This is a genomic window from Vibrio sp. PID17_43 (genome assembly GCF_002608565.1).
In the GTDB taxonomy this organism is placed as follows: domain Bacteria; phylum Pseudomonadota; class Gammaproteobacteria; order Enterobacterales; family Vibrionaceae; genus Vibrio.
Genome location: NZ_LIXM01000011.1, coordinates 1 through 19,668 on the forward strand (window position 1 = coordinate 1; position 19,668 = coordinate 19,668).

Annotated in this window: 16 protein-coding genes and 1 pseudogene; 12 read left to right on the plus strand and 5 right to left on the minus strand. The window is 38.2% G+C overall.

Features of this window, described 5'->3' with window-relative positions:
- Window positions 1–257: 257 nt before the first annotated feature.
- Window positions 258–1,010 (plus strand): SDR family oxidoreductase, encoded by a 753-nt coding sequence (locus AK965_RS09440; RefSeq protein ID WP_099079360.1) that lies wholly within the window; start codon window positions 258–260, stop codon window positions 1,008–1,010.
- 33 nt (window positions 1,011–1,043) lie between these two features.
- Here the strand turns inward: AK965_RS09440 and AK965_RS09445 are convergent.
- From AK965_RS09445 to AK965_RS09455, 3 genes and pseudogenes are all read right to left on the minus strand, one after another.
- Window positions 1,044–1,785, minus strand: a pseudogene (locus tag AK965_RS09445) (IS30 family transposase).
- Window positions 1,786–1,884: 99 nt separating this feature from the next.
- Entirely contained in the window at window positions 1,885–2,649 is a 765-nt protein-coding gene (locus AK965_RS09450; protein WP_099079361.1) for a hypothetical protein, read from the minus strand.
- A gap of 29 nt (window positions 2,650–2,678) precedes the next feature.
- Window positions 2,679–3,698 (minus strand): glycosyltransferase family 2 protein, encoded by a 1,020-nt coding sequence (locus tag AK965_RS09455; RefSeq protein ID WP_099079362.1) that lies wholly within the window; start codon window positions 3,696–3,698, stop codon window positions 2,679–2,681.
- A 359-nt stretch (window positions 3,699–4,057) separates the two neighbouring features.
- Between AK965_RS09455 and prsK the strand changes: the two genes are divergently transcribed.
- The 4 genes from prsK to xerC all read left to right on the plus strand — a co-directional run bounded on the left by prsK (window position 4,058) and on the right by xerC (window position 10,767).
- Complete coding sequence (gene prsK, locus AK965_RS09460; RefSeq protein WP_172438115.1) at window positions 4,058–6,085, plus strand: XrtA/PEP-CTERM system histidine kinase PrsK; 2,028 nt, start codon at window positions 4,058–4,060, stop codon at window positions 6,083–6,085.
- Between the two features lie 67 nt (window positions 6,086–6,152).
- The gene (prsR, locus tag AK965_RS09465) at window positions 6,153–7,490 is read left to right on the plus strand and encodes a PEP-CTERM-box response regulator transcription factor (protein ID WP_099079467.1); all 1,338 of its coding nucleotides are present in this window, start codon (window positions 6,153–6,155) and stop codon (window positions 7,488–7,490) included.
- Window positions 7,491–7,563: 73 nt separating this feature from the next.
- Complete coding sequence (locus AK965_RS09470) at window positions 7,564–8,835, plus strand: hypothetical protein (RefSeq protein WP_099079364.1); 1,272 nt, start codon at window positions 7,564–7,566, stop codon at window positions 8,833–8,835.
- Between the two features lie 960 nt (window positions 8,836–9,795).
- Window positions 9,796–10,767, plus strand: coding sequence for a tyrosine recombinase XerC (gene xerC, locus AK965_RS09480; protein ID WP_099079468.1), 972 nt, complete (start codon window positions 9,796–9,798; stop codon window positions 10,765–10,767).
- A gap of 9 nt (window positions 10,768–10,776) precedes the next feature.
- Here xerC and AK965_RS09485 read toward each other — a convergent pair whose 3' ends face one another.
- Both AK965_RS09485 and AK965_RS09490 read right to left on the minus strand, forming a co-directional pair.
- A complete protein-coding gene (locus tag AK965_RS09485) occupies window positions 10,777–12,075 on the minus strand; it encodes a putative O-glycosylation ligase, exosortase A system-associated (protein ID WP_099079366.1) in 1,299 nt (432 codons plus the stop codon).
- Between the two features lie 87 nt (window positions 12,076–12,162).
- Window positions 12,163–13,293 (minus strand): glycosyltransferase, encoded by a 1,131-nt coding sequence (locus tag AK965_RS09490; RefSeq protein WP_099079367.1) that lies wholly within the window; start codon window positions 13,291–13,293, stop codon window positions 12,163–12,165.
- 113 nt (window positions 13,294–13,406) lie between these two features.
- Here AK965_RS09490 and AK965_RS09495 point away from each other — a divergent pair, with 113 nt between their 5' ends.
- The 7 genes from AK965_RS09495 to AK965_RS09525 all read left to right on the plus strand — a co-directional run bounded on the left by AK965_RS09495 (window position 13,407) and on the right by AK965_RS09525 (window position 19,626).
- Entirely contained in the window at window positions 13,407–14,468 is a 1,062-nt protein-coding gene (locus tag AK965_RS09495) for a GHMP kinase (protein ID WP_216360612.1), read from the plus strand.
- Complete coding sequence (locus AK965_RS09500; protein ID WP_099079369.1) at window positions 14,456–15,046, plus strand: SIS domain-containing protein; 591 nt, start codon at window positions 14,456–14,458, stop codon at window positions 15,044–15,046. The genes AK965_RS09495 and AK965_RS09500 overlap by 13 nt, the downstream gene beginning before the upstream one ends.
- Complete coding sequence (locus AK965_RS09505; protein WP_099079370.1) at window positions 15,039–15,767, plus strand: nucleotidyltransferase family protein; 729 nt, start codon at window positions 15,039–15,041, stop codon at window positions 15,765–15,767. The genes AK965_RS09500 and AK965_RS09505 overlap by 8 nt, the downstream gene beginning before the upstream one ends.
- Window positions 15,768–15,877: 110 nt before the next feature.
- Window positions 15,878–16,825 (plus strand): hypothetical protein, encoded by a 948-nt coding sequence (locus tag AK965_RS09510; RefSeq protein WP_099079371.1) that lies wholly within the window; start codon window positions 15,878–15,880, stop codon window positions 16,823–16,825.
- Window positions 16,826–16,880: 55 nt separating this feature from the next.
- A complete protein-coding gene (locus tag AK965_RS09515; protein ID WP_099079372.1) occupies window positions 16,881–18,305 on the plus strand; it encodes a UbiA family prenyltransferase in 1,425 nt (474 codons plus the stop codon).
- The gene (locus AK965_RS09520) at window positions 18,302–18,670 is read left to right on the plus strand and encodes an EamA family transporter (RefSeq protein ID WP_099079373.1); all 369 of its coding nucleotides are present in this window, start codon (window positions 18,302–18,304) and stop codon (window positions 18,668–18,670) included. The genes AK965_RS09515 and AK965_RS09520 overlap by 4 nt, the downstream gene beginning before the upstream one ends.
- Before the next feature lie 335 nt (window positions 18,671–19,005).
- Window positions 19,006–19,626 carry a hypothetical protein gene (locus tag AK965_RS09525; RefSeq protein WP_099079374.1) on the plus strand — a complete coding sequence of 207 codons (621 nt, stop codon included), beginning with the start codon at window positions 19,006–19,008 and terminating at the stop codon, window positions 19,624–19,626.
- Window positions 19,627–19,668: the final 42 nt, after the last annotated feature.

The following is a 19,668-nucleotide window of genomic DNA, read 5'->3' on the forward strand; positions in this document are numbered from 1 at the left end:
GGAGCCAGCGTTTAAACGAACTACTACATGGAAAGCTTTAGTTGCAGCTAAAGCCTGGGTCTCACATTACCCGAAACTGGTCGATTTAGAGGGATAATTTCCCATACAAACAATTTAAGAGTGATTCGGCACGCGTGGCATTTTTACTATGCGTCGATTTTAGTGTTAAGGTTGTATGCGGTGGCAAAGGTATTGCGTGCTTCACACGTTAATTGGGCGTTATGCATTTCTCCAATTTTACGATTCAATGATGATTTATGAATGATTCAAAAGTGGTTTTAATCACAGGTGGCGGCCGAGGCATCGGCGCAGCGACTTCCAAATTATTTGCGTCAAAGGGTTATGCGGTTTGCATTAATTACAAGTCCAATTCAGCTTCGGCCGAAGCGTTAGCTCAAGATATTAGAGCTGCGGGTGGCCGTTGTATTACAGTTCAAGCAGACGTCTCCGTTGAGAATGACGTATTGAGGCTGTTCGAACAAATTGACGATGAGCTAGGCTCATTATCTGTACTCGTGAACAATGCGGGAATTTTGCGTAAGCAGTCTCGTCTTGAGGATCTGACGGCCGACAGAATCAATACAATTTTGACTAACAATGTGACTAGCTACTTTCTTTGTTGCCGAGAGGCGGTTAAACGTATGTCTACTCGTCATGGTGGCGACGGTGGCGTCATCGTAAATGTTTCATCGGGAGCAGCTCGCTCTGGCTCGCCCAATGAGTACATTGATTATGCTGCTTCAAAAGGAGCAATTGATACGCTAACAAAAGGCTTGTCACTAGAAGTTGCCTCAGAGGGCATTAGAGTTAATTGTGTCCGTCCGGGGCTGATACATACGGAAATGCATGCTTATGGTGGTGAACCTGAAAGGGTTGAGAGGTTAAAGAGTATTATTCCTCTTCAGCGTGGTGGTAAACCAGAAGAAGTGGCAGAAGCTATTTATTGGCTCTCATCGGAAAAATCATCGTTCTCGACAGGAAATTACTTAGACCTGTGTGGTGGTTTATAAATGCTTAGTATCAAGTTTGAAGTGCGACACTTTTTACAGATGCGCATGAATATACTCCGGTGGTGTTCTATACCAAAGCCTTTTGCGTGGGCGCATATTTAATTTTGTGTGCAATTTCATTGCAGAGCTTCTGTGTCACGTATGACATAGAAGTTCGTTTTGGTAAGTATTGTCGTATCAAGCCATTGATGTTTTCATTAGTGCCTCGCTCCCATAAATGGTATGGATTTACAAAGTAAAAATGTTTTTCTAGTTGTGCATAACCATGGAATTCAGTGCCGTTATCAGCAGTTATAGTTTTAAAAGGTAAATCAGAGCGGGTCATGATTTTGCTCATTCTCACATTGAGTGATCCCGTCGTTCGGTCGTCTAATTGGCCAATAAAAGTGTAGCCAGTCATTTTGTCGTTCCAAATATGCTGATAAATGAGCTCGTGGCTCATTGTTGGATAGCCTCTTACCCTTAGGTATCCGACGATTTGGTCAGGACTCCAATCCAGTCGTAGCAAGGCATCAGGCAACCTAAAGTCGATTTCGCTGTAGCGCTTGTTTCTGCGTGACCGGCTCAGTCGATTACGAGCCATTTGTTGGGGGCTCCATGCTTGATAGGAGTACCTTTAAAGTGTCTGTTGTATCGGGAATTACGTTCAATTTCTCGATAGATAGTGGCTTTGTGACGACCCAGTTGTTTAGCTATTTTTTGTGGTACTAATTCCTTGCTTTCTGAGTACAGAAATCATATACCTTTCGTGCTCAGTGAGGTGCGTGTATTTCATGTTTTTTACTTCTTGGCGGGAGCAAACTTCATGATTATCGCATCTCACTGTTTTTATGTTCAGAGGTGTCGCACTTCGTACTTGAATCCAAGGTCACAATTAGAGGGTTATTTGTGATTTTGCTAAGCATAAAATTCTTTTCTTTGTCTTGAGGTAAGCGTTTTCAGCCTTCAAGGACAGTTCATCTTCAATTATGATATTTTCATAATTAGAAGGTTTTTTGCTAACGAATCCATTTTTTATATTTTCCGAGGAATCCCCATGTTTCCTTTTTCCAGACAGTTCAAAAAGTTTATATTCTGAATTAAGAGTTGGTTTTAAATTAAACCAATGAGAGATTTTATTTAATGTATAATCAGTGTTATTTATTATAGTCTCGGAATCTAGGTAGTATACATCTTTCGTTTTGGCGTATTTAACAGCTATGTTTTCTATTTCGCTTAGTCTTTCTATGTAATATTTAGTTGCAAGGTCCACTCTCGCAAAATCGTGACTTGGATTGACTCTTTGGTAGAGTTTTACGATGCTTTTTATAGCCATATCTGGTCTTCTTAACATAAAGAAAAGAGACACATTATCTTGTTGAAAAATAGATTCTTTTATATGGTGTTCATTGTGCAGAATTTTGTCAAAATAGTAATCCGTTACAGGTTCTGCTGGGTTTTCACGAGAGAACTTTATCTTTTTTCTAATCAAGCTTTTCCAGCTGTAGTAACCAATATGGTGCTCATAATATCCTGATATATTATGATGGCTGCCAAAAATGTGCCCTAGTAAAGTAGTATTTGCTCGCATATGGCTTATAAGAATGATGTGTTTTTTCGGTAACAAAAGTGCTGGTTTTTTAATAGCTTCGACTAACATGTTAATTCCTTTTAAATGTTACGTATAGACTATTCTGAAGTGGGGTTTTTGACTTTATATATTAAAGTTAAACCACTTAAATACAAAGAGAATAGAAACCATTTTAAGCTGAATCGAACACCTAACGCTTGTCTTGAAAACGATGCGCTTTTTTCGTAATCTTTGTTTCTATATAATTCTTCCGTCATTTTTTTTAAAATATACATTTTATTCCTAATGCAAACATCCCTAACATTAGATGTTTTTGAAAATATTAATCCTTTGTTATACATTCTAAGTTGGTAAATAAATCTTTCTATATCAGAAGATGCGGTAGAAACATTATCTTTTTTCTTAGCGTTTGGAATGTTGTGTCTAGCTATAAATCTTGGACTGAATAATATTATTCCTTGCGCTAAGTCTATCGTTCTCAAGTAAAGATCTCTATCTGACTCGTAACGAATGTCCTCATCCATACCACCAATTTTTTCAAAAAATTCTTTACGGATGATTGAACAATTAAGATGAGAAAATCCATTGCTTTTAGTTAAATGGGTCACATCTAAAACCGTATTTCCTAGGTTGTCTTGCTTAGTATCCTCGAACCGAGAAATTAAATCTTCAAGCCATATACAGTTGCTGCTTTCCTGGCCATTTGGATCGTATGCTTTCTGATTTGTGTAATAAGCATCAACGATTTCTGTGTGAGATTTAATTGATTCATGTGCTGTACTTAAATGCTCATTATCAATCCAAAGATCATCATCGTCTAGAAAACATAAGTACTGACCGTTAGATACTTGTGCACCATAATTACGTGAGTAACTTGAACCATGGCCTTTAGGTCTGTGTATGAGATTGTAAAACCTGACGTTAGCTTGGCAGCCTGATTCTATCTCTTTGTACATTTTCATCGATTTGTCATCACTACCGTCATTGACAATAATGATTTCTATATTATCGAATGTTTGGTTGATCGCAGACTCAAGAGCACGTTTGAACAAAATCGGTCGATTTCTTGTAGGTATAATGACAGAGAAAAAAGGGACTTGTGATGTACTATTATCCATAAAATTACTCTTCCCAATCGAATTAGCGAGTACACTGAACTCACAGAGTGAACATTTAAGTACATCGGCATCACCTAGAAAGGAGCCTAACACTCAGCTAGTTCATGTTAAAATTCTACATTTAACTATAACACCAGATCTTTGAAAAGATAGTAAGAATGGCTTTTACTATTAACATTATAGTAGAGGTATACATCACTAATTTATCAATAGTAATAATGTAATTATCTCTCGATATAGCTTCATACGACAAGACTTGTCTATCCTAAAGCATAGATTAGTGATTTAGTCTAAAGTGTAGTGTGGCAACTCTAAAATTAGCAACGTTTTGAGAAACTCAGTTAACAAGGATATTGGCTGTGGAAAATTGGCTAGGGACAGTGGGCTACTCTTTGTCAGGAGCCGCATATCTATTTTCATTTCTTTTGTTGATCTTTACACAAACAACGTCACAGCAACGAACTTTGCTTGCAGCTACATTTGCTGTGGGAGGACTGTGGTCGGCGGGCTTTGCGGTGCAAAGCTATTATGGAAACTTTGCGCTCTACGTGTTTAGCCTAGAAACATTGAGAAACGCAATGTGGATAGCCATACTGGCCAATCTTTTAGACCGTGATGTTCAATTTTTCCGTTTGGTTGCAGGCAGTAAGCTTAGAGTGTGCATTTCGACGTTGTTAGTTTTATGTTTAATCATAGAAACAGGCCTTGGAGGGGGCACGGGAAGATACGAGGTATTCCTCATCCTTCACCTCGCTCAAGCGATTTTAATTCTTTGCTTGATCGAGCAACTCTATCGTCGCACAGCAAAGGTTCATCGCTGGAAGGTTAAGCCGCTATGTTTAGGTCTTGGTTTAATCTATACCTATGATCTCGCCTTTTTTTCCGATGCTTTACTTATCCAACGGATTGACGAGAGCTTTTTATATGGTCGTGGCTGGGTTTCTTTAATTGCTATTCCATTCATTCTTCTCACTGTAAGACGATTCCAGCAGTGGTCTATTCGAATTTATGTATCAAGAGATATTCTTTTTCATAGTACGTTGCTAATAGTATCAGGGGGGTACTTATTAGTGATGGCGCTTACTGGCTACTTGATCAAATATTTGGGGTATAGCTGGAGTAACATTGCTCAGTATGTCTTCCTGGCACTTAGCTGTTCAGTTTTGGTTAGTCTGTTCTTATCTGAATCATTGAGAAGCCAACTAAAAGTTTTCATTGTTAAACATTTTTATGAAAACAAATATGATTACCGTGAAGAGTGGATGAAATTTTCCGCAACGTTAGAAAGCGATAGTTCCACACCTTATCACGTTGCGCTGACTTCAATGATGAAACCTTTTAACTGTGAACAAGGACTTTTGTATGAAGTTAAGAATGACAGGCTCATTCAACGTGCTGAAAATAATGCTGTCTCACTTTATTATCAAGAGAACTTGACTAATTTGTCGAGGCAAGCAATTGAACACGATTGGATAGTTGATATCGATGAGGCTAAGAGTAAACCAACTTCCATGCCATTTGAGTTCAATCATGAAGATATCGAGAATGTGGGTGATATAAAATATATTGTTCCTGTTTCTGGATCGGGAAACTTAAAATTTGTTTTCTTAATATCAAAAATCAATAGCACTAGTAAACTTGATTTTGAGGACAGAGATTTGATGAAGGTTATAGGTACACAACTTTCAGTCTTTATCAATCTACATGTCACGAGCTCACAACTGGCGGAAAATGAACAATTTATTGCATTCAATCAAATGTCGACATTTCTCATTCATGATTTAAAAAATGTGTTGGCTCAACTTGAATTACTTTCTAAGAATGCGATAAAGCACAAAGGCAACCCTGAATTCATTGACGATGCGTTTGTGACTATTGACTCTGCGGCGTCACGCTTAAACAAAGTGTTATCACACCTACGCAAACATCGAGTCCAAGATAGCGGAATAGAAAAAACCAACTTGTGCGAAGTTGTCTTGCAAGCTTGCACTGAAAGAAAGAACACATCACCTTCACCCATTTGCGACATACGACCTGATGAGAAGGTATTTATAGAAGCAGATAAAGAAAGGATGAAGAATGTGTTCTCTCACCTAATACAAAATTCACAAGATGCAACTCAGCCAGATGGATGTGTAACCGTCTCGAGAATTAATAAGAAAGGATTCTTTGCTGTCAGTATTGAAGATGATGGTATTGGTATGTCTGAAGAGTTCGTTACCAAGCGGTTGTTTAAGCCTTTTGATACAACTAAAGGCAACGCCGGTATGGGTATTGGGGCGTATGATGCAAAAAAATTTGTTGAGCAGTTAAATGGGTACATTGAAGTCAGCTCGGTTGAGGGGGTCGGGTCAAGATTTGATGTATATATTCCTACCGACAAATAAAACTCTACTATAATCAGAATAATAGTCATGGTGTATAAAAGTGAAAGTTGTGCCAGAGGAAGGTGTGATGGAAAAGCTACTCGTCGTAGAAGATGATATTGGTATTCAAAAGCAGTTAAAATGGACACTAGATAACTATGATGTGGTATTTGCCAATGATAGGTCGTTGGCGATCTCATCCCTTCGACGATTTACACCTAGGGTGGTCACATTAGATTTGGGTTTGCCTCCGGATGAAGAAAACGCGAGCGAAGGGCTTGCTACTTTACAAGAAATTTTGTCGTTGAACCCAAGCTGTAAAGTCATTGTAATCACTGGAAACGATGACAACCAGAATGCACTTAAGGCAATCAAGTTAGGTGCCCATGACTTCTATCAAAAGCCAATTAACGATGAAGAACTGACCGTCATCATTAATCGAGCTTTTCTGGTTTCAACGTTAGAATCAGAGAATGCCAAGCTTGATGCTATCGATTGTAGCGATACACCTATCATTGGCTCCAGCCCTAAGATGATGAAAGTTAAATCCATGATTGACAAAGTCGCTCCAACTGAATTGACAACGTTATTATTAGGTGAAAGTGGAACCGGTAAGGATCTCATCGCACGAGAAATTCATCGTAAAAGCAGCCGAAGTGATAAGCCATTTGTTGCAATAAATTGTGCATCGATACCTGAAACCTTATTAGAAAGTGAACTTTTTGGTTATGAAAAAGGAGCGTTTACAGGAGCGCAGAAAACAACACCGGGTAAAATAGAATGTGCCGACGGTGGGACGTTATTCCTGGATGAAATTGGCGATATGCCCTATTCATTGCAAGCCAAACTGTTACGCTTTTTGCAAGATAAAATTATTGAACGAGTTGGCGGAAGAAATCAAATATCTGTCGATATCAAAATTGTATGTGCCACGCATCAGAATCTAAGAGAAATGGTGTTAGAAAAGACATTTAGGGAAGATTTATTCTATCGTATTAGCGAAATTATTATTGATATTCCGCCATTAAGAGAACGCAACGAAGATGTACTTACTATCAGCAGAACTCTATTAAACCAATCTGCTGACATGTTATCAAAGAACTTCAATGGATTTAGCGATGAAGCCATGAATGCGATACTATCTTATCATTGGCCAGGTAACATTCGAGAATTACAGAATAAAATTAAGTCAGCAGCATTAATGAGTGAGGCTAAACTAATATCTGCCGAAGATTTGGGGCTAAATTCAAATCAATCGACAATAGAATTCAATCTCAAGGTCACCCGTGATAAAGCAGAAAGAGAAGCCGTATCAAAAGCATTGACCTATTGTGATGGGAATTTATCAAATACAGCCAAGTACTTAGGAATCACTAGGCCGACTCTTTATCAACTTTTAGATAAATACGCATTGAAGAATTCTTAGTTGTTCGCAATTGGCAAGAACAAATTTAATTCTTTGGTCTATTTTTTAGAACTGGATTTATTAGGGTTATAAAGTGAATGTTACCATCATTAAATCAAAAATTACCGAATCAGCTAAAGAAAATGTAATATTGTTTTTATTTATTATCCCTTTAGCTACAGCCTTTTTCTTGCTGATAAATGTTTATCTTCTTAGCATCGGTTTTTATGATGATATCAATACAGTATTTGATTTTGACCAAGCTTGGTTTATCGAAACACTCGGCTATTCATCTTACGATTGGAAGATAAAGACCGCACACGAATCTCCTCCATTACTAATAAAGCACCCATTTCTTTACTTGTATCGTTTGCCTTGTGAAATATTTCAGTTATTTGGGATAAGTCCTGAAATAAGCGTTATATTCGTGTGCATTATATTCCATGTTGGATTGATTATTGTCGCTTACTTTATATTTTTTGAAATACTTCAATGTGCATTTAAAGCTTCATTAATGACATTATTCATGTTGTGTAGTTCTACTTTTCTCGTCAATGGTATTGTTCTGGATTCGTATGTACTTGCTGGGTTCTGGATCTCATGTTGTTATTATCTATACATAAAAAGTTACAATAAACCTGGCTTAGAAGTGACATGGTTAAAAATTTTTGTGTATACGATGGCAATAGGAACCACTACCTATCTATTGTTACTCATACTACTACTTGAAGTTAGCTTGCTGACAACGAAAAAAAACAGTTTAAACAATAAGGATATATATAAGTATCTGATTAGTGGGATTGTTCGCTTCCTACTTATATTTGGCACACTTTTTTTCATCTGCTATTACCAAAGTATTTATGAGTTACTTTCTAATCCTGTAGAAGTCATAAAACGGACTCTTTGGTCCGTTGTCCGACCTGGCGAGAAACAAGGTTTGCTATCAATTATGACCACGTTCTTGGCACATACTTTTATTGCACCTTTTCATCATGTAGTAGAAATCGGTCCTGACAACTTGATGGCTGATTTTCGTTCTGGTCGATTTAGCTTCATTGGTTACATAGGGTTAGGCGCATTGTTGTTTTTATATATACGCGCTTTCATACACCGAGACTCTTTACTTTTTATCGCTGCAGTTTGGTTGGTTATCACTATGCTTTTTCATGTTGAATATCAGGATCGTGGCAGCTTATTCTTGTATACAGGGCACACGATGTTAGCTTCTTCGATCATTATCGCATTTGGATTCAAGGGGTTACCATTAAAAAAGGCAGGCCTTTTAGCTGGGCTTCTGATTATCAGCATCGCATATAATAACCTAAATGCTATTTTTTATGCGATCCAAAGTGTATATCTGGTATGAGAAAATATTAATAGTAATTGCCTTCATAAGGGATGTTATTATCAAGGTGACGCTGTAACGCAGTAGTGTGTGAGATCGGCAATCATATTACCTAGAGGACTGTTCCGATGCGTCTTTCATTGGGGAAAGTTTCCTCAGTACTTGCAAAGCTAACTGCCACACCACAAAATCACAGCCGTTGAAATACCAGGCAATGGATATTTGCCTTGAGCAAAGTCGCCAACTTCTATTGATGAAATGGCAGAGAACGTGCGCAATCAATGTACCAAAAATTCTAAAATTGATGTCGTTACCATCTCCATGAAGGAATGATAGCCCAAAATGGGCAGAAATGTATCGCGTGGAGATTGGCAGCCTAGTACGTATTAATACCGCGCCAAAGCTTTTTGTCCATTTTATCATCGCTGGCCACCAAGAAATTATTATAAAATCTTTATGTCCTTGTTCTCTCCACCACATAGTCGTGAATCTCTAAAACATGACGATCTCCAACAAACTTTCGTTATAAAGCTACCAAAACGATAGCTGAAAGATGGCATAAATCTTTGTTCATAAATAGCTACGATGGTCAAAATATTACACTGATAACCGACTTTGGCTTTGTAAATCGTTGCCGATACTTAGTACCTTACTTTGAGTTATACATGATAGCTCAACCAGGCATTGCTCTATCTTATAACAACTTTAGTTTCACCTTCTTCCATAGGTTCAACTTGGCAAGATTTCACTAGTTACGGCGTCACTTTAGTGAGTCAAGTTTATTTTCTTATGATGCCAGAATACTGTTTTTCCGTTCTACATGAATTCAAATTAATTTCTACTTATGTAAATGTATATTTTCAAAAGTAGCTTACAGGAACTAGCGATTTTGTTAGTATTCAACTAGGATAAATTTCAGTTGGAAACTTAACAGTGCATAAGGCAAGTATGGTCAACAAACGAAATGAGGATTGTGAGCCAATGATTACGACAACATCGCTTGCAAAGTACCAAGAGAACGAAAATGCAGTTTTAGTAGCTGGTCATCAAACTAGAAATCCTGCTATTTCGTATTTACAAAGTTTGCCGAGTCGTAAAAGCCGACGCACCGTTGCATCATGTCTCAACTCATCTGTTCGACATTTTGGAGGTAAAGATATTCAAAATTGGGTATGGCACGAACTCAGTAATGTCCACTTGAGATTTATCGTTGATAAGCTTTTAGAACTGGGTCGTGCACCAAGGACTATAAATCTTTACTTAGCCGCATTAAAGGGCGTTGCTAACGAAGCTTTCATGATGAAACTTATTTCTTCAGACACCCTAGCTCTGATCAGAATGGTTAAATCAGTTAAAGGTCATCGTATTCCCAAAGGCCGCTCTTTAGACAACGATGAAATAGATAAGATATTTCATCACCTCGATCAGAAATTAGACGTAATAGCCATACGTGACGCAGCGATAATCAGTTTAATGTTAGGTGCAGGATTAAGAAGAAGCGAAGTTGTTGCGCTTGATTTCGCACATCTGTCATTTCGAGATATGTCATTGATCGTACATGGAAAAGGAAATAAACAAAGGCGAGTTTACCTACCAGCTCAAAGTTGGGAGCGGATAATGCAATGGATTGAAAAAGTGAGAGGTGAGTACCTCGGACCTTTGTTTACCCGTATCAGACGTCACAATGACGTGACACAAAACCGGCTGTCCGATCAGGCGATATACTATGTTTTACAGCGCCGCCGTGAGCTAGCAATGATACAAGATGCGTTCGCTCCCCATGATTTACGCCGAACTTTTGCCTCCGGTATGCTGGAATGTGGTGAGGATCTAGGTACATTAAAAGACGCCTTAGGGCATGCGAGTATTACTACAACGCAGCAATATGACCATCGCCACTTGGAGCGATTAAAAGATGCGAGGGTACGATTAAATACACGCTTTAAACTATAGGAGAAATTTTTAAAGTGCAGTGATACGCTCCGTATTAATTTGCATTTGTGATTCTTTTTTTAGAGTAGATAAACAAATAATCATAGCAAGAAGTACATAAAACAGTTCAAAATATGCCATCGATACAGCTGCTCCTGACACACAATAAGCCGTCAACGAAACTTTTATCATTCGTGCTAATTTAGACTGCCAATGACCTTTAAAGTATTTTTCAATTGATGATAGCTTCAAAAAGGCCAAAATGATGATCATCAAAAACAAAAATAGACCAACGAAGCCGTGATCTCCTAGCACTTGAAAATAGATACTGTGTGCCGCCCAACCTTTATCACCCGGAGGCGCAGATCGAATAAAACTTAATTTGTCAAAATCATACGCTAAATCTCGCCAAATATAGCCATATTGAGGTGCTCGGAATCCACCGCCAATAAGTGGCCTCTCTAACGCCATAAGGGTGTGTATTTTCCAAGAAACGAGTCGAGTAGCGAAAGATCCGTCGCTTTCAGCAGTTTGAATGGTTTCCATACGTTCAAACCATTTGTCTGGGAGTAGATCTATAGCAATGAAACTTAATGCGGCAAATCCAACAGTCGCAAGTAATTTTTTTTCAGATTTGACCCAAAAATATGCACCAACAATTAACAGGCCAATAAAGCCACCACGGGATTTTGTACCTAAAACAGCCAGAACACATACAAATATAAGCCCTATGAGACCTATTCTTAGCCACTTTTCCGGTGTATAAGAAATTAAATAAATAAGCAATGGTATCGCCATAAGAATAGCTAATGCCATATGGTTGTTATCGCCTAAAATATGACCATAAGCTCCGTGGACCTGGTGAAAGCCACCAGATTTTATGAACTTCAAACCTTCAACAAGTGCAAAAAAACCAATCGATAGAGCAATGATCCATATCAATAGGTTGAAGTGATTGATATTTCTAACTGTTAAATAAATAAATATAAACAGCAGAATAACTTTGAAAAAGTTATCCCATATAATCCATGAAACAGATGGTGGTATCAAAGTCATACTTGTTGTTATTGTCGTATGTAAGAAAAATATCAAAACTAAAAAAAACAGAGAGTCGAAATGAACACTTGGCTTTTGTTTGTAAAAGGCGTAAGCGATAATCGCACTTCCAGCAAATATTACGTTGTATCTGATAGCTTCAGCGAATCCGTATAGCCAGTATATGGGAACAAATATTCCTGACCACAACCAAATGGATACAGCAATAAAAGGCTTTCTAAATGAAATGAATAAGATTATGGCAAAAAATATTATAAATACTAAGTCCCTCATCAGTCTTCATCATCCTCAATTTTGTTCGCTCTAATACAGACGAAGACCACCATAACTAAGCAGCATGCAAATAAAAAGCTTTCCATACTAATTCGCTACCGTTTTATAGATAATATTGTATGCATCTACCATCTTGTCTTGACTATAATCAGAAACAATTCTTTGTCTTGCTTTATTAGACATAGCATGGAGACGTTCTCTATCATTAAATAGGTCAATCATCTTCAGATAGTATGTATGTTTTTCATTGTTTTCCAAGCTTAGCCCTGTTTGTTCATTCAGGATTACTTCTTTAATTCCACCAACGGATGTCACAAGGTGAGGTAGTCCCATTGCCATAGATTCGAGAAGTGTCATCGGTATACCCTCAGCTATGGATGACATAACAAATACATCAAACATTCCATAATAATCTCTGACGTTTGTTTTTGAACCAGTAAATATCACTTTTCCTTTCAAACTTTCATTTTGTAAAGCTTGCTTTTCGAGTTTATCTTTATCAGGCCCACTACCAACGATAACAAGTAAGCAGTTGTCTTTGAAACTATTACTTTCTGAGCATGCCTGATAAAATTGTTCTATTAGAAAACATTGGTTTTTTATTGGATGTAGCCTAGATACATGACCAAATACAAATTTATCTTTATAAATACCTTTATTGGTTTTACTTGCAAAGCTAGGGTTATAATATTTAGTATCGATCCCGTTCCTAATTAGATTCAACTTTTTAACTGGTAGACGGACATCATTTAACATCCAATTATGTAGGTCTAAGGAAACAGAAACGAAATGATTGATGAATGGACTCATTAACCGTCTCAATATCTGGTACTTTTTTATACTTCCATGAATGTCATATGAGTCTCTTCCATGCTCAGCATGAATTCTAAGTGGGACGCTAGCTATACACGCTAGCCATTGATATTCTATCGTAGATAAATTGTAACTATGCAGTATATCTGGTCTGATTTTTTTGATGAGATTAAACAACTTTAGATGTATTGAAAAATCATGACCTTTTGTCTTGTGTAGTGAGTAAAAGTTTGCGTGTTCTTCCACTTCATTAGCAAATGCACCAACTTCCGTCAGCGCAATAATACTGTGCCTATATTGTTCTTGATCTAGTGTTTTAATGCAGTCCGCGATCACTCGTTCCAAACCGCCGATATCGAAACTATAGACCAGATGACATACATGAATTCTTTCTTCCTTAACCATACAATCATTCTGTCTTTAATACATTCCATTGCCTAATGGTAACTCTAGGACTAGATTCGAAAATTTGCAAAATCATTGGTTATGGTCTTTAACTACATATGTTGGACGTAAATATGCTGTATGACTTATTGGAAAAGGACTTAAATATGTTGGTAAGAGCACGTTCTCCCCTACGGTTAGGGATTGCCGGTGGCGGTACTGATATTTCTCCTTATTGCGATACATTCGGTGGGTGCGTATTAAACGCAACGATAGATATGTACGCCAATTGTACCATTGAGCTCAAGGAGCACCATGACGGTATCACCTTTATCGCGCAAGATATCGAACAGAAATTTCATTCCCCATTAACGAATGAGCTACCGTTGAGTGGTGAACTACTATTGCACAAAGCAATCTACAATCGCATTGTTCGTGAATTTAACAACAATGAACCTTTACCGGTAAAAGTCTATACATACTCTGATGCTCCTCCTGGTAGTGGGCTTGGCTCATCCTCAACAATGGTTGTGACGATAATTAGTGCTTATCAGCAATTATTAAATTTACCGCTTGGAGAGTATGACGTAGCCAGGCTTGCTTATGAAATTGAGCGTAAGGATTGTCAGCTATCTGGTGGTCGTCAAGACCAATATGCGACAACCTTTGGTGGTTTTAACTTTATGGAGTTTTATGACAACGAGCGTGTCATCGTTAATCCTTTGCGCATCAGACAAAGCATATTGAATGAACTTGAAAGCCAAATTATTTTGTTCTTTACTGGTGTTTCGCGCTCTTCGGCTCGAATTATTGATGATCAGGTAAAGACAACCAATTCTGAAGATAAAAAGCCTCTTCAAGCGATGCATGAAGTAAAACATTTAGCATACTCAATGAAAGAGTGCCTGCTCAAATCCAATATTGATGGTATGGCTGATCTTCTGAAGGATGCATGGAATGCGAAGAAATCAACATCGTCCGCTATTTCGACTCAACAAATAGAGTTAATTGAGGATAAAGTGCTTAGCGCTGGTGCAAAATCCATTAAAATATCTGGAGCCGGGGGCGGGGGATTCATGATGCTCTTTGTCGACCCTATTCGACGATTAGATGTAGAAAGAGCATTGAATGAATTAGATGGGCATATACAGCCCTTCCGTTTCACCCAGCAAGGAACACAATCATGGACAGTCTAGAGTTTATACAGCAACACATTGCTGAATCCATTGAAACTAAGCAGGCGCTACTTTCATGCCTTTCGATAAATGAAAACATTGTTCAAGCGGCGAAAACCTGTTTGGCCGCCTATCAAAATGGACAAAAAATTCTGGTGGCTGGCAATGGAGGCAGCGCAGCTGATGCTCAACACATTGCCGCAGAGTTTGTGAGCCGTTTTGAGTTTGATCGGCCCGGTTTGCCAGCTCTTGCCCTAACGACTGACACTTCCATATTAACTGCAATAGGCAATGACTACGGTTTCGAAAGGTTGTTTTCACGTCAGATTGAAGCCAATGGCATGGCTGGTGACATATTTATAGGCATCAGTACATCCGGCAATTCTCCAAATATATTGGCTGCATTTGAATCCGCGAAACAGAATGGATTAACGACAATTGGCTTGGCGGGAGTTGGAGGAAAGATTCAAGATGCATGTGATATCTGTATAAGCGTTCCATCCTCACATACGCCACGAATACAAGAAAGCCATATTCTCATTGGTCATATAATTTGTGCTTACGTAGAAGAGGAACTTTTCCGTGCAAAGTATGGATAGCATTACCGCGATAATCCTCTGTGGCGGGTTGGGGACGAGGTTGCGCTCAATAAGCGGTCAGTTACCTAAGCCGATGGTCAGTGTCGCTGAGCGCCCATTTCTGGAGTATATACTTGATTACCTGATAGAGCAGGGTGTGACAAAAGTCATATTAGCGGTGTCTTACCAAAAAGAGGTCATTATTGAGCACTTTGGTTGTAAATATAAAAGTCTAGATATCACATACTCTGTTGAGTCTACTCCTCTTGGTACTGGTGGAGCAATCAAGCAAGCTATGGGGCATTTATCCCAGCCTACTGAGCAGCTCGCACTCATTATTAATGGCGACACCTTAGTTGAGTATGACCTGACTGACATGTACGCCAAAAGTACAGTCAAAAACGCAGATCTTGTTATGTCATTAATAAGCATTGAAGACACAAGCCGCTATGGACGGGTAAAGGTGTGCGATGAAAAAATAACGGACTTTGAAGAAAAGAAGAGTGGTCATTTTGGATTAATTAATGCCGGAGTCTACTTGTTTCACTCTCGTCTTTGTAATGAGCTCCCGCCGCAATCGTCGTTTTCTTTTGAACGCGATTTTTTGGATAACGTTATCCATACACACAATGTATTACCATCTATCTCTGATGGCTACTTTATCGATATTGGCGTTCCCGAGGACTATCGAAAAGCTCAATTGGACTTTACCAAGTTTAACGAAAATGTAGGAAACGCATGACGCTTGTTGATTTTTATGACGGGAACATTGTTGGGTTAATTGAGTGAGTGTAATCACTCTTCATACTCTTTTAATCGACTTCGAACACATTCACAAACATGGAAAGCACAGTGATAAATTTTCTTAACGGTTTGATCAAAAGACGCAACATTATTAAGTTTAATAAAGTGTTGTCAAATGTAATTGATACCCCTCCTATCTGTAGTTCCGATACTTCAGATGTACTTTTGGTTTCACAAGTACACCATGCTGCAGTGAAAATGTCATTGGTTGCAATTAAGTCTTTTGTCCAGAAATTCGGTAAGTGCAAAATTGAACTGATTGATGACGGGAGTTTAACCAACGACGACGTATTTTTATTGCGGAAACATATAATAGATGTCTCAATAATCGACATTAACGAGATCGAAACCTTCAGTTGTCCTCGAGGGGGGACATGGGAAAGGCTTTGTTATTTATTAAAAAGAACTGATTATTACTATGTCATTCAGCTCGATAGTGACACCGTCACTATTGGTGCGTTATCAGAGATCCGAGAGCAAGTAAATAATAACCAAGGCTTTACTATTGGTAGCCCAATGTTTCCTGATCCTGTTCCAATTGACTACATGGCTCAATTGGCAAGGAGTTGGAATAATAACCATGTGCAAGCAAAAGCGGAAATGAATCTAACGGCGCTTAAGGTGTTGAACGCTAGCCATTACTTAAGAGGATGCTCTGCATTTGCAGGTTTTCCTAAGGGGTCTAATTTACTGACATTACTGCCAGAAGTATCTAAAATCATGGAAGGAAAGCTAGGGAAAGATACATGGTCTGAGTGGGGAACCGAGCAATTTTCTAGTAACGTGATGCAATCATTATGTGAAAACAGCCAAGTTCTAAAATGGCCAAAATATCATAATCATGGTTTTCCGAACTTTGAAACCAAACAGTCAGGGTTAGCAGGGTATTTAGGCAAAGTCTCTTTAATTCACTTTATAGGCCCAACTAGATTCTCTAACGATCTCTATACAAAAACCGTTAAGCACACCATACAAAATTTAGGGCAAACATTATAGATTAAATTTTATACGGTTATACAAATAACAGTTTCGATATCAACGTGGGTACGTTATGGACAACAATGAATGTTATCCGATGTTTGTAGACTTGGATGGCACCTACACCAAAACTGATTTGCTATTTGAGAGTTTTATAGTCGCTTTCAAAAAAAATCCGCTCATCGCTTTTTACTGCTTTTTTTGGCTGCTCAAAGGCAGATCATATATCAAGTATCAACTTTCTGAGCGTGCCGAGCTTGATTTAAGGTCTCTACCGTTAAACCAGGAGCTTAACTCTTTTCTCCAAGAAGAGAAGAGCAAAGGGAGGAAGATATACCTTGCTACTGCGTCAAACGAAAAGTACGCGAGAGAAATTGTTAGCCAACATGATATTTTTTATGATTGTATTAGCAGCAACAAAAATGAAAATTTAAAAGGGAAAACCAAACTTAAGAAGATAGAAAACATAAGTAAAAAATTTTCTTACGCGGGCAATGATGTTATAGATTTTGAAATATTTGAACATGCGGAGCAAAGTGTACTGGTCAATCCTACTTATCAGGCAAAACGGAAAGCGCTGCAATTTCGAGTTGACAAAACGTTTGATGTTCAACAACCAAGTATGCGGGTTTGGTTTAAGCAGCTCAGGACCTATCAATGGTTGAAGAACCTACTTATTTTCGTCCCACTGGTCGTTTCTGGTACATTCGAAGATCTCAATAATATTAGCACCGCCATCTATGCATTTTTCGCATTTAGTTTCTTAGCATCATCAACTTATATTCTCAACGACCTTTTGGATATAGAATCAGACAGAGCCCATCGGATAAAGAAACACCGTCCTTTAGCTGCTGGAGTGATCAGCATCAAAAGCAGTGTTATTGTAGGCATAGTATTCCTTCTTATTGCATCTTTCATTTCAATTTTTATTGGTTATCAGTTTGCTCTCATTTTATTTTCGTACTTGATTTTAACCGTTTTGTATTCTTTTAAAGTCAAACAATATGTCGGTATGGACGTCGTGACACTTGCCCTACTTTACACGATTAGAATACTTGCTGGTGCTGCAGCCATAAATGTCGTTGCTTCTTTCTGGTTGTTAGCTTTTTCGATATTCATTTTTCTTAGTTTAGCGTTAGTTAAACGATGCTCTGAAATTCAAACTATGGAAGTAGATGGCCAAAAAAGCGTAAAAGGCCGAGATTATTCACCTAAAGACTACTCTGTATTGATCAGCTTTGGTGCCTCTTCTGCGTTATTGTCAGTACTTATGTTCTGCTTCTATATCAATAACAATGTACTTACAGACCAATACCAACAACCGGATATACTCTGGTTGATTGTGCCGGCTCTATGCTATTGGTTAATGAGAATGTGGATAAAAACCCATCGAGGAGAAATGCATCATGACCCCATAATATTCTCGCTGAGAGATAGGGGTAGCATAATCACTATAGGTTTTTGTGGACTAGTATCAATAGCGGCGCAAGTACTATGAATGTTATCTCTATTATATTAATTTTATTTAGCGTTTCTTTATCTGTTTTAGCACAGATTTTATTGAAACAGGGGATGTCAAATCCAACGGTTCACGATTCATTCAGCCTTGGAGTTTTTTCAGGTGTTACAACTGTTTTAACGAATATTTTTGTCCTGGGGGGCCTATTATCCTATGTCTCCAGTGCGGCTATTTGGTTAGGCGTATTAGCAAAGGTAGATGTTAGCAAAGCGTATCCATTCGTCGGTTTAGGCTTTATCGGTACAATGCTGTTTGCGTATTGGTTTTTAAATGAACCCTTAACCATAAATAAGACAACTGGAACACTGTTGATACTTGCCGGTGTATTTTTAATCTCAAAATAGAAAGTGTATGATACGTTGTATCAGCTCTGATCGTGTCTAACTATTGCTATAGATTAATTAATATCCTTCGAAAATAGATCATGATATCGAAGTCCAACATCTTTGAACTACAGCTAAAAATGTACCTGCCGCCTGATGCTGAGCTATAGTTTAGATGTGATCAAACGAATAATTATTTCGAATGTAGAAAATTCAACTATAGTGTGTGCAAAACCGTTCGGTTTTCTCATTAGTACTAGGGGGTATATAGGTGCCCACGATATCGTACCCATGAAGTTTTCTGTTAGGGACACCAATTTCATTCACGCAGTTTTATAGATGATATCGAGGTGTAGGTGATCAACGTTTTAAACATTGCTATTATCAGTTCGTTGCTACTCAGCTTTAATGCCACTGCAACATTGATTTTCATGGAACACATAGACGAAAGCCAAAGTGTCTTCTGGCTACATGTGCACTTAAATAGCGATTATCTACAATCGTCACAAAGAGACAACGGGGCAGTTAACACTCAAAGCTATTTTACTAACCAAGTTAATCTCGGCTCTCCGACCCAGCGTAAACGAAATAGCTCAATAACAGTACTTGATACTGTAATAGCCACTAGCAGCAATAATAGCGACCTATATTCACCTGATCTTGGAAAACTCGAACTTCCGGTTAACATAGATATCGTTAAGGAGTGGTTTCTTAGTTCTGGTAGCCAAACAAATCTACTTAGTGACTGGAAGAAGTATGTAGATGATATAGTTTATGAAAACCAAACCTATGGCGTATCAACTTCATCCCAAGACTATAACGCTTTCTATCATGACTCTTTTTTTGATTGGCAAATAATAGAAGGCTCTGGTCTGCTGACGTGGGCCAAAGTGTTTGTTGCTGTTATATTGGTATTACTTGGCTTCGTTACTTACATTCGTAATCAACCATCAGATCGGATACGGTCAAGAAGGTAAGAACAACACTACAAACCGCATTACTACTAAGCACGTGGTGTA

Coding starts and splice junctions, on each gene's coding strand:
- AK965_RS09440 (WP_099079360.1), top strand. CDS start 258: ATGAATGATTCAAAAGTGGTTTTAATCACAGGTGGCGGCCGAGGCATC.
- AK965_RS09450 (WP_099079361.1), bottom strand. CDS start 2,649: ATGTTAGTCGAAGCTATTAAAAAACCAGCACTTTTGTTACCGAAAAAA.
- AK965_RS09455 (WP_099079362.1), bottom strand. CDS start 3,698: ATGGATAATAGTACATCACAAGTCCCTTTTTTCTCTGTCATTATACCT.
- prsR (WP_099079467.1), top strand. CDS start 6,153: ATGGAAAAGCTACTCGTCGTAGAAGATGATATTGGTATTCAAAAGCAG.
- xerC (WP_099079468.1), top strand. CDS start 9,796: ATGATTACGACAACATCGCTTGCAAAGTACCAAGAGAACGAAAATGCA.
- AK965_RS09485 (WP_099079366.1), bottom strand. CDS start 12,075: ATGAGGGACTTAGTATTTATAATATTTTTTGCCATAATCTTATTCATT.
- AK965_RS09490 (WP_099079367.1), bottom strand. CDS start 13,293: ATGGTTAAGGAAGAAAGAATTCATGTATGTCATCTGGTCTATAGTTTC.
- AK965_RS09495 (WP_216360612.1), top strand. CDS start 13,407: ATGCTGTATGACTTATTGGAAAAGGACTTAAATATGTTGGTAAGAGCA.
- AK965_RS09500 (WP_099079369.1), top strand. CDS start 14,456: ATGGACAGTCTAGAGTTTATACAGCAACACATTGCTGAATCCATTGAA.
- AK965_RS09505 (WP_099079370.1), top strand. CDS start 15,039: ATGGATAGCATTACCGCGATAATCCTCTGTGGCGGGTTGGGGACGAGG.
- AK965_RS09515 (WP_099079372.1), top strand. CDS start 16,881: ATGGACAACAATGAATGTTATCCGATGTTTGTAGACTTGGATGGCACC.
- AK965_RS09520 (WP_099079373.1), top strand. CDS start 18,302: ATGAATGTTATCTCTATTATATTAATTTTATTTAGCGTTTCTTTATCT.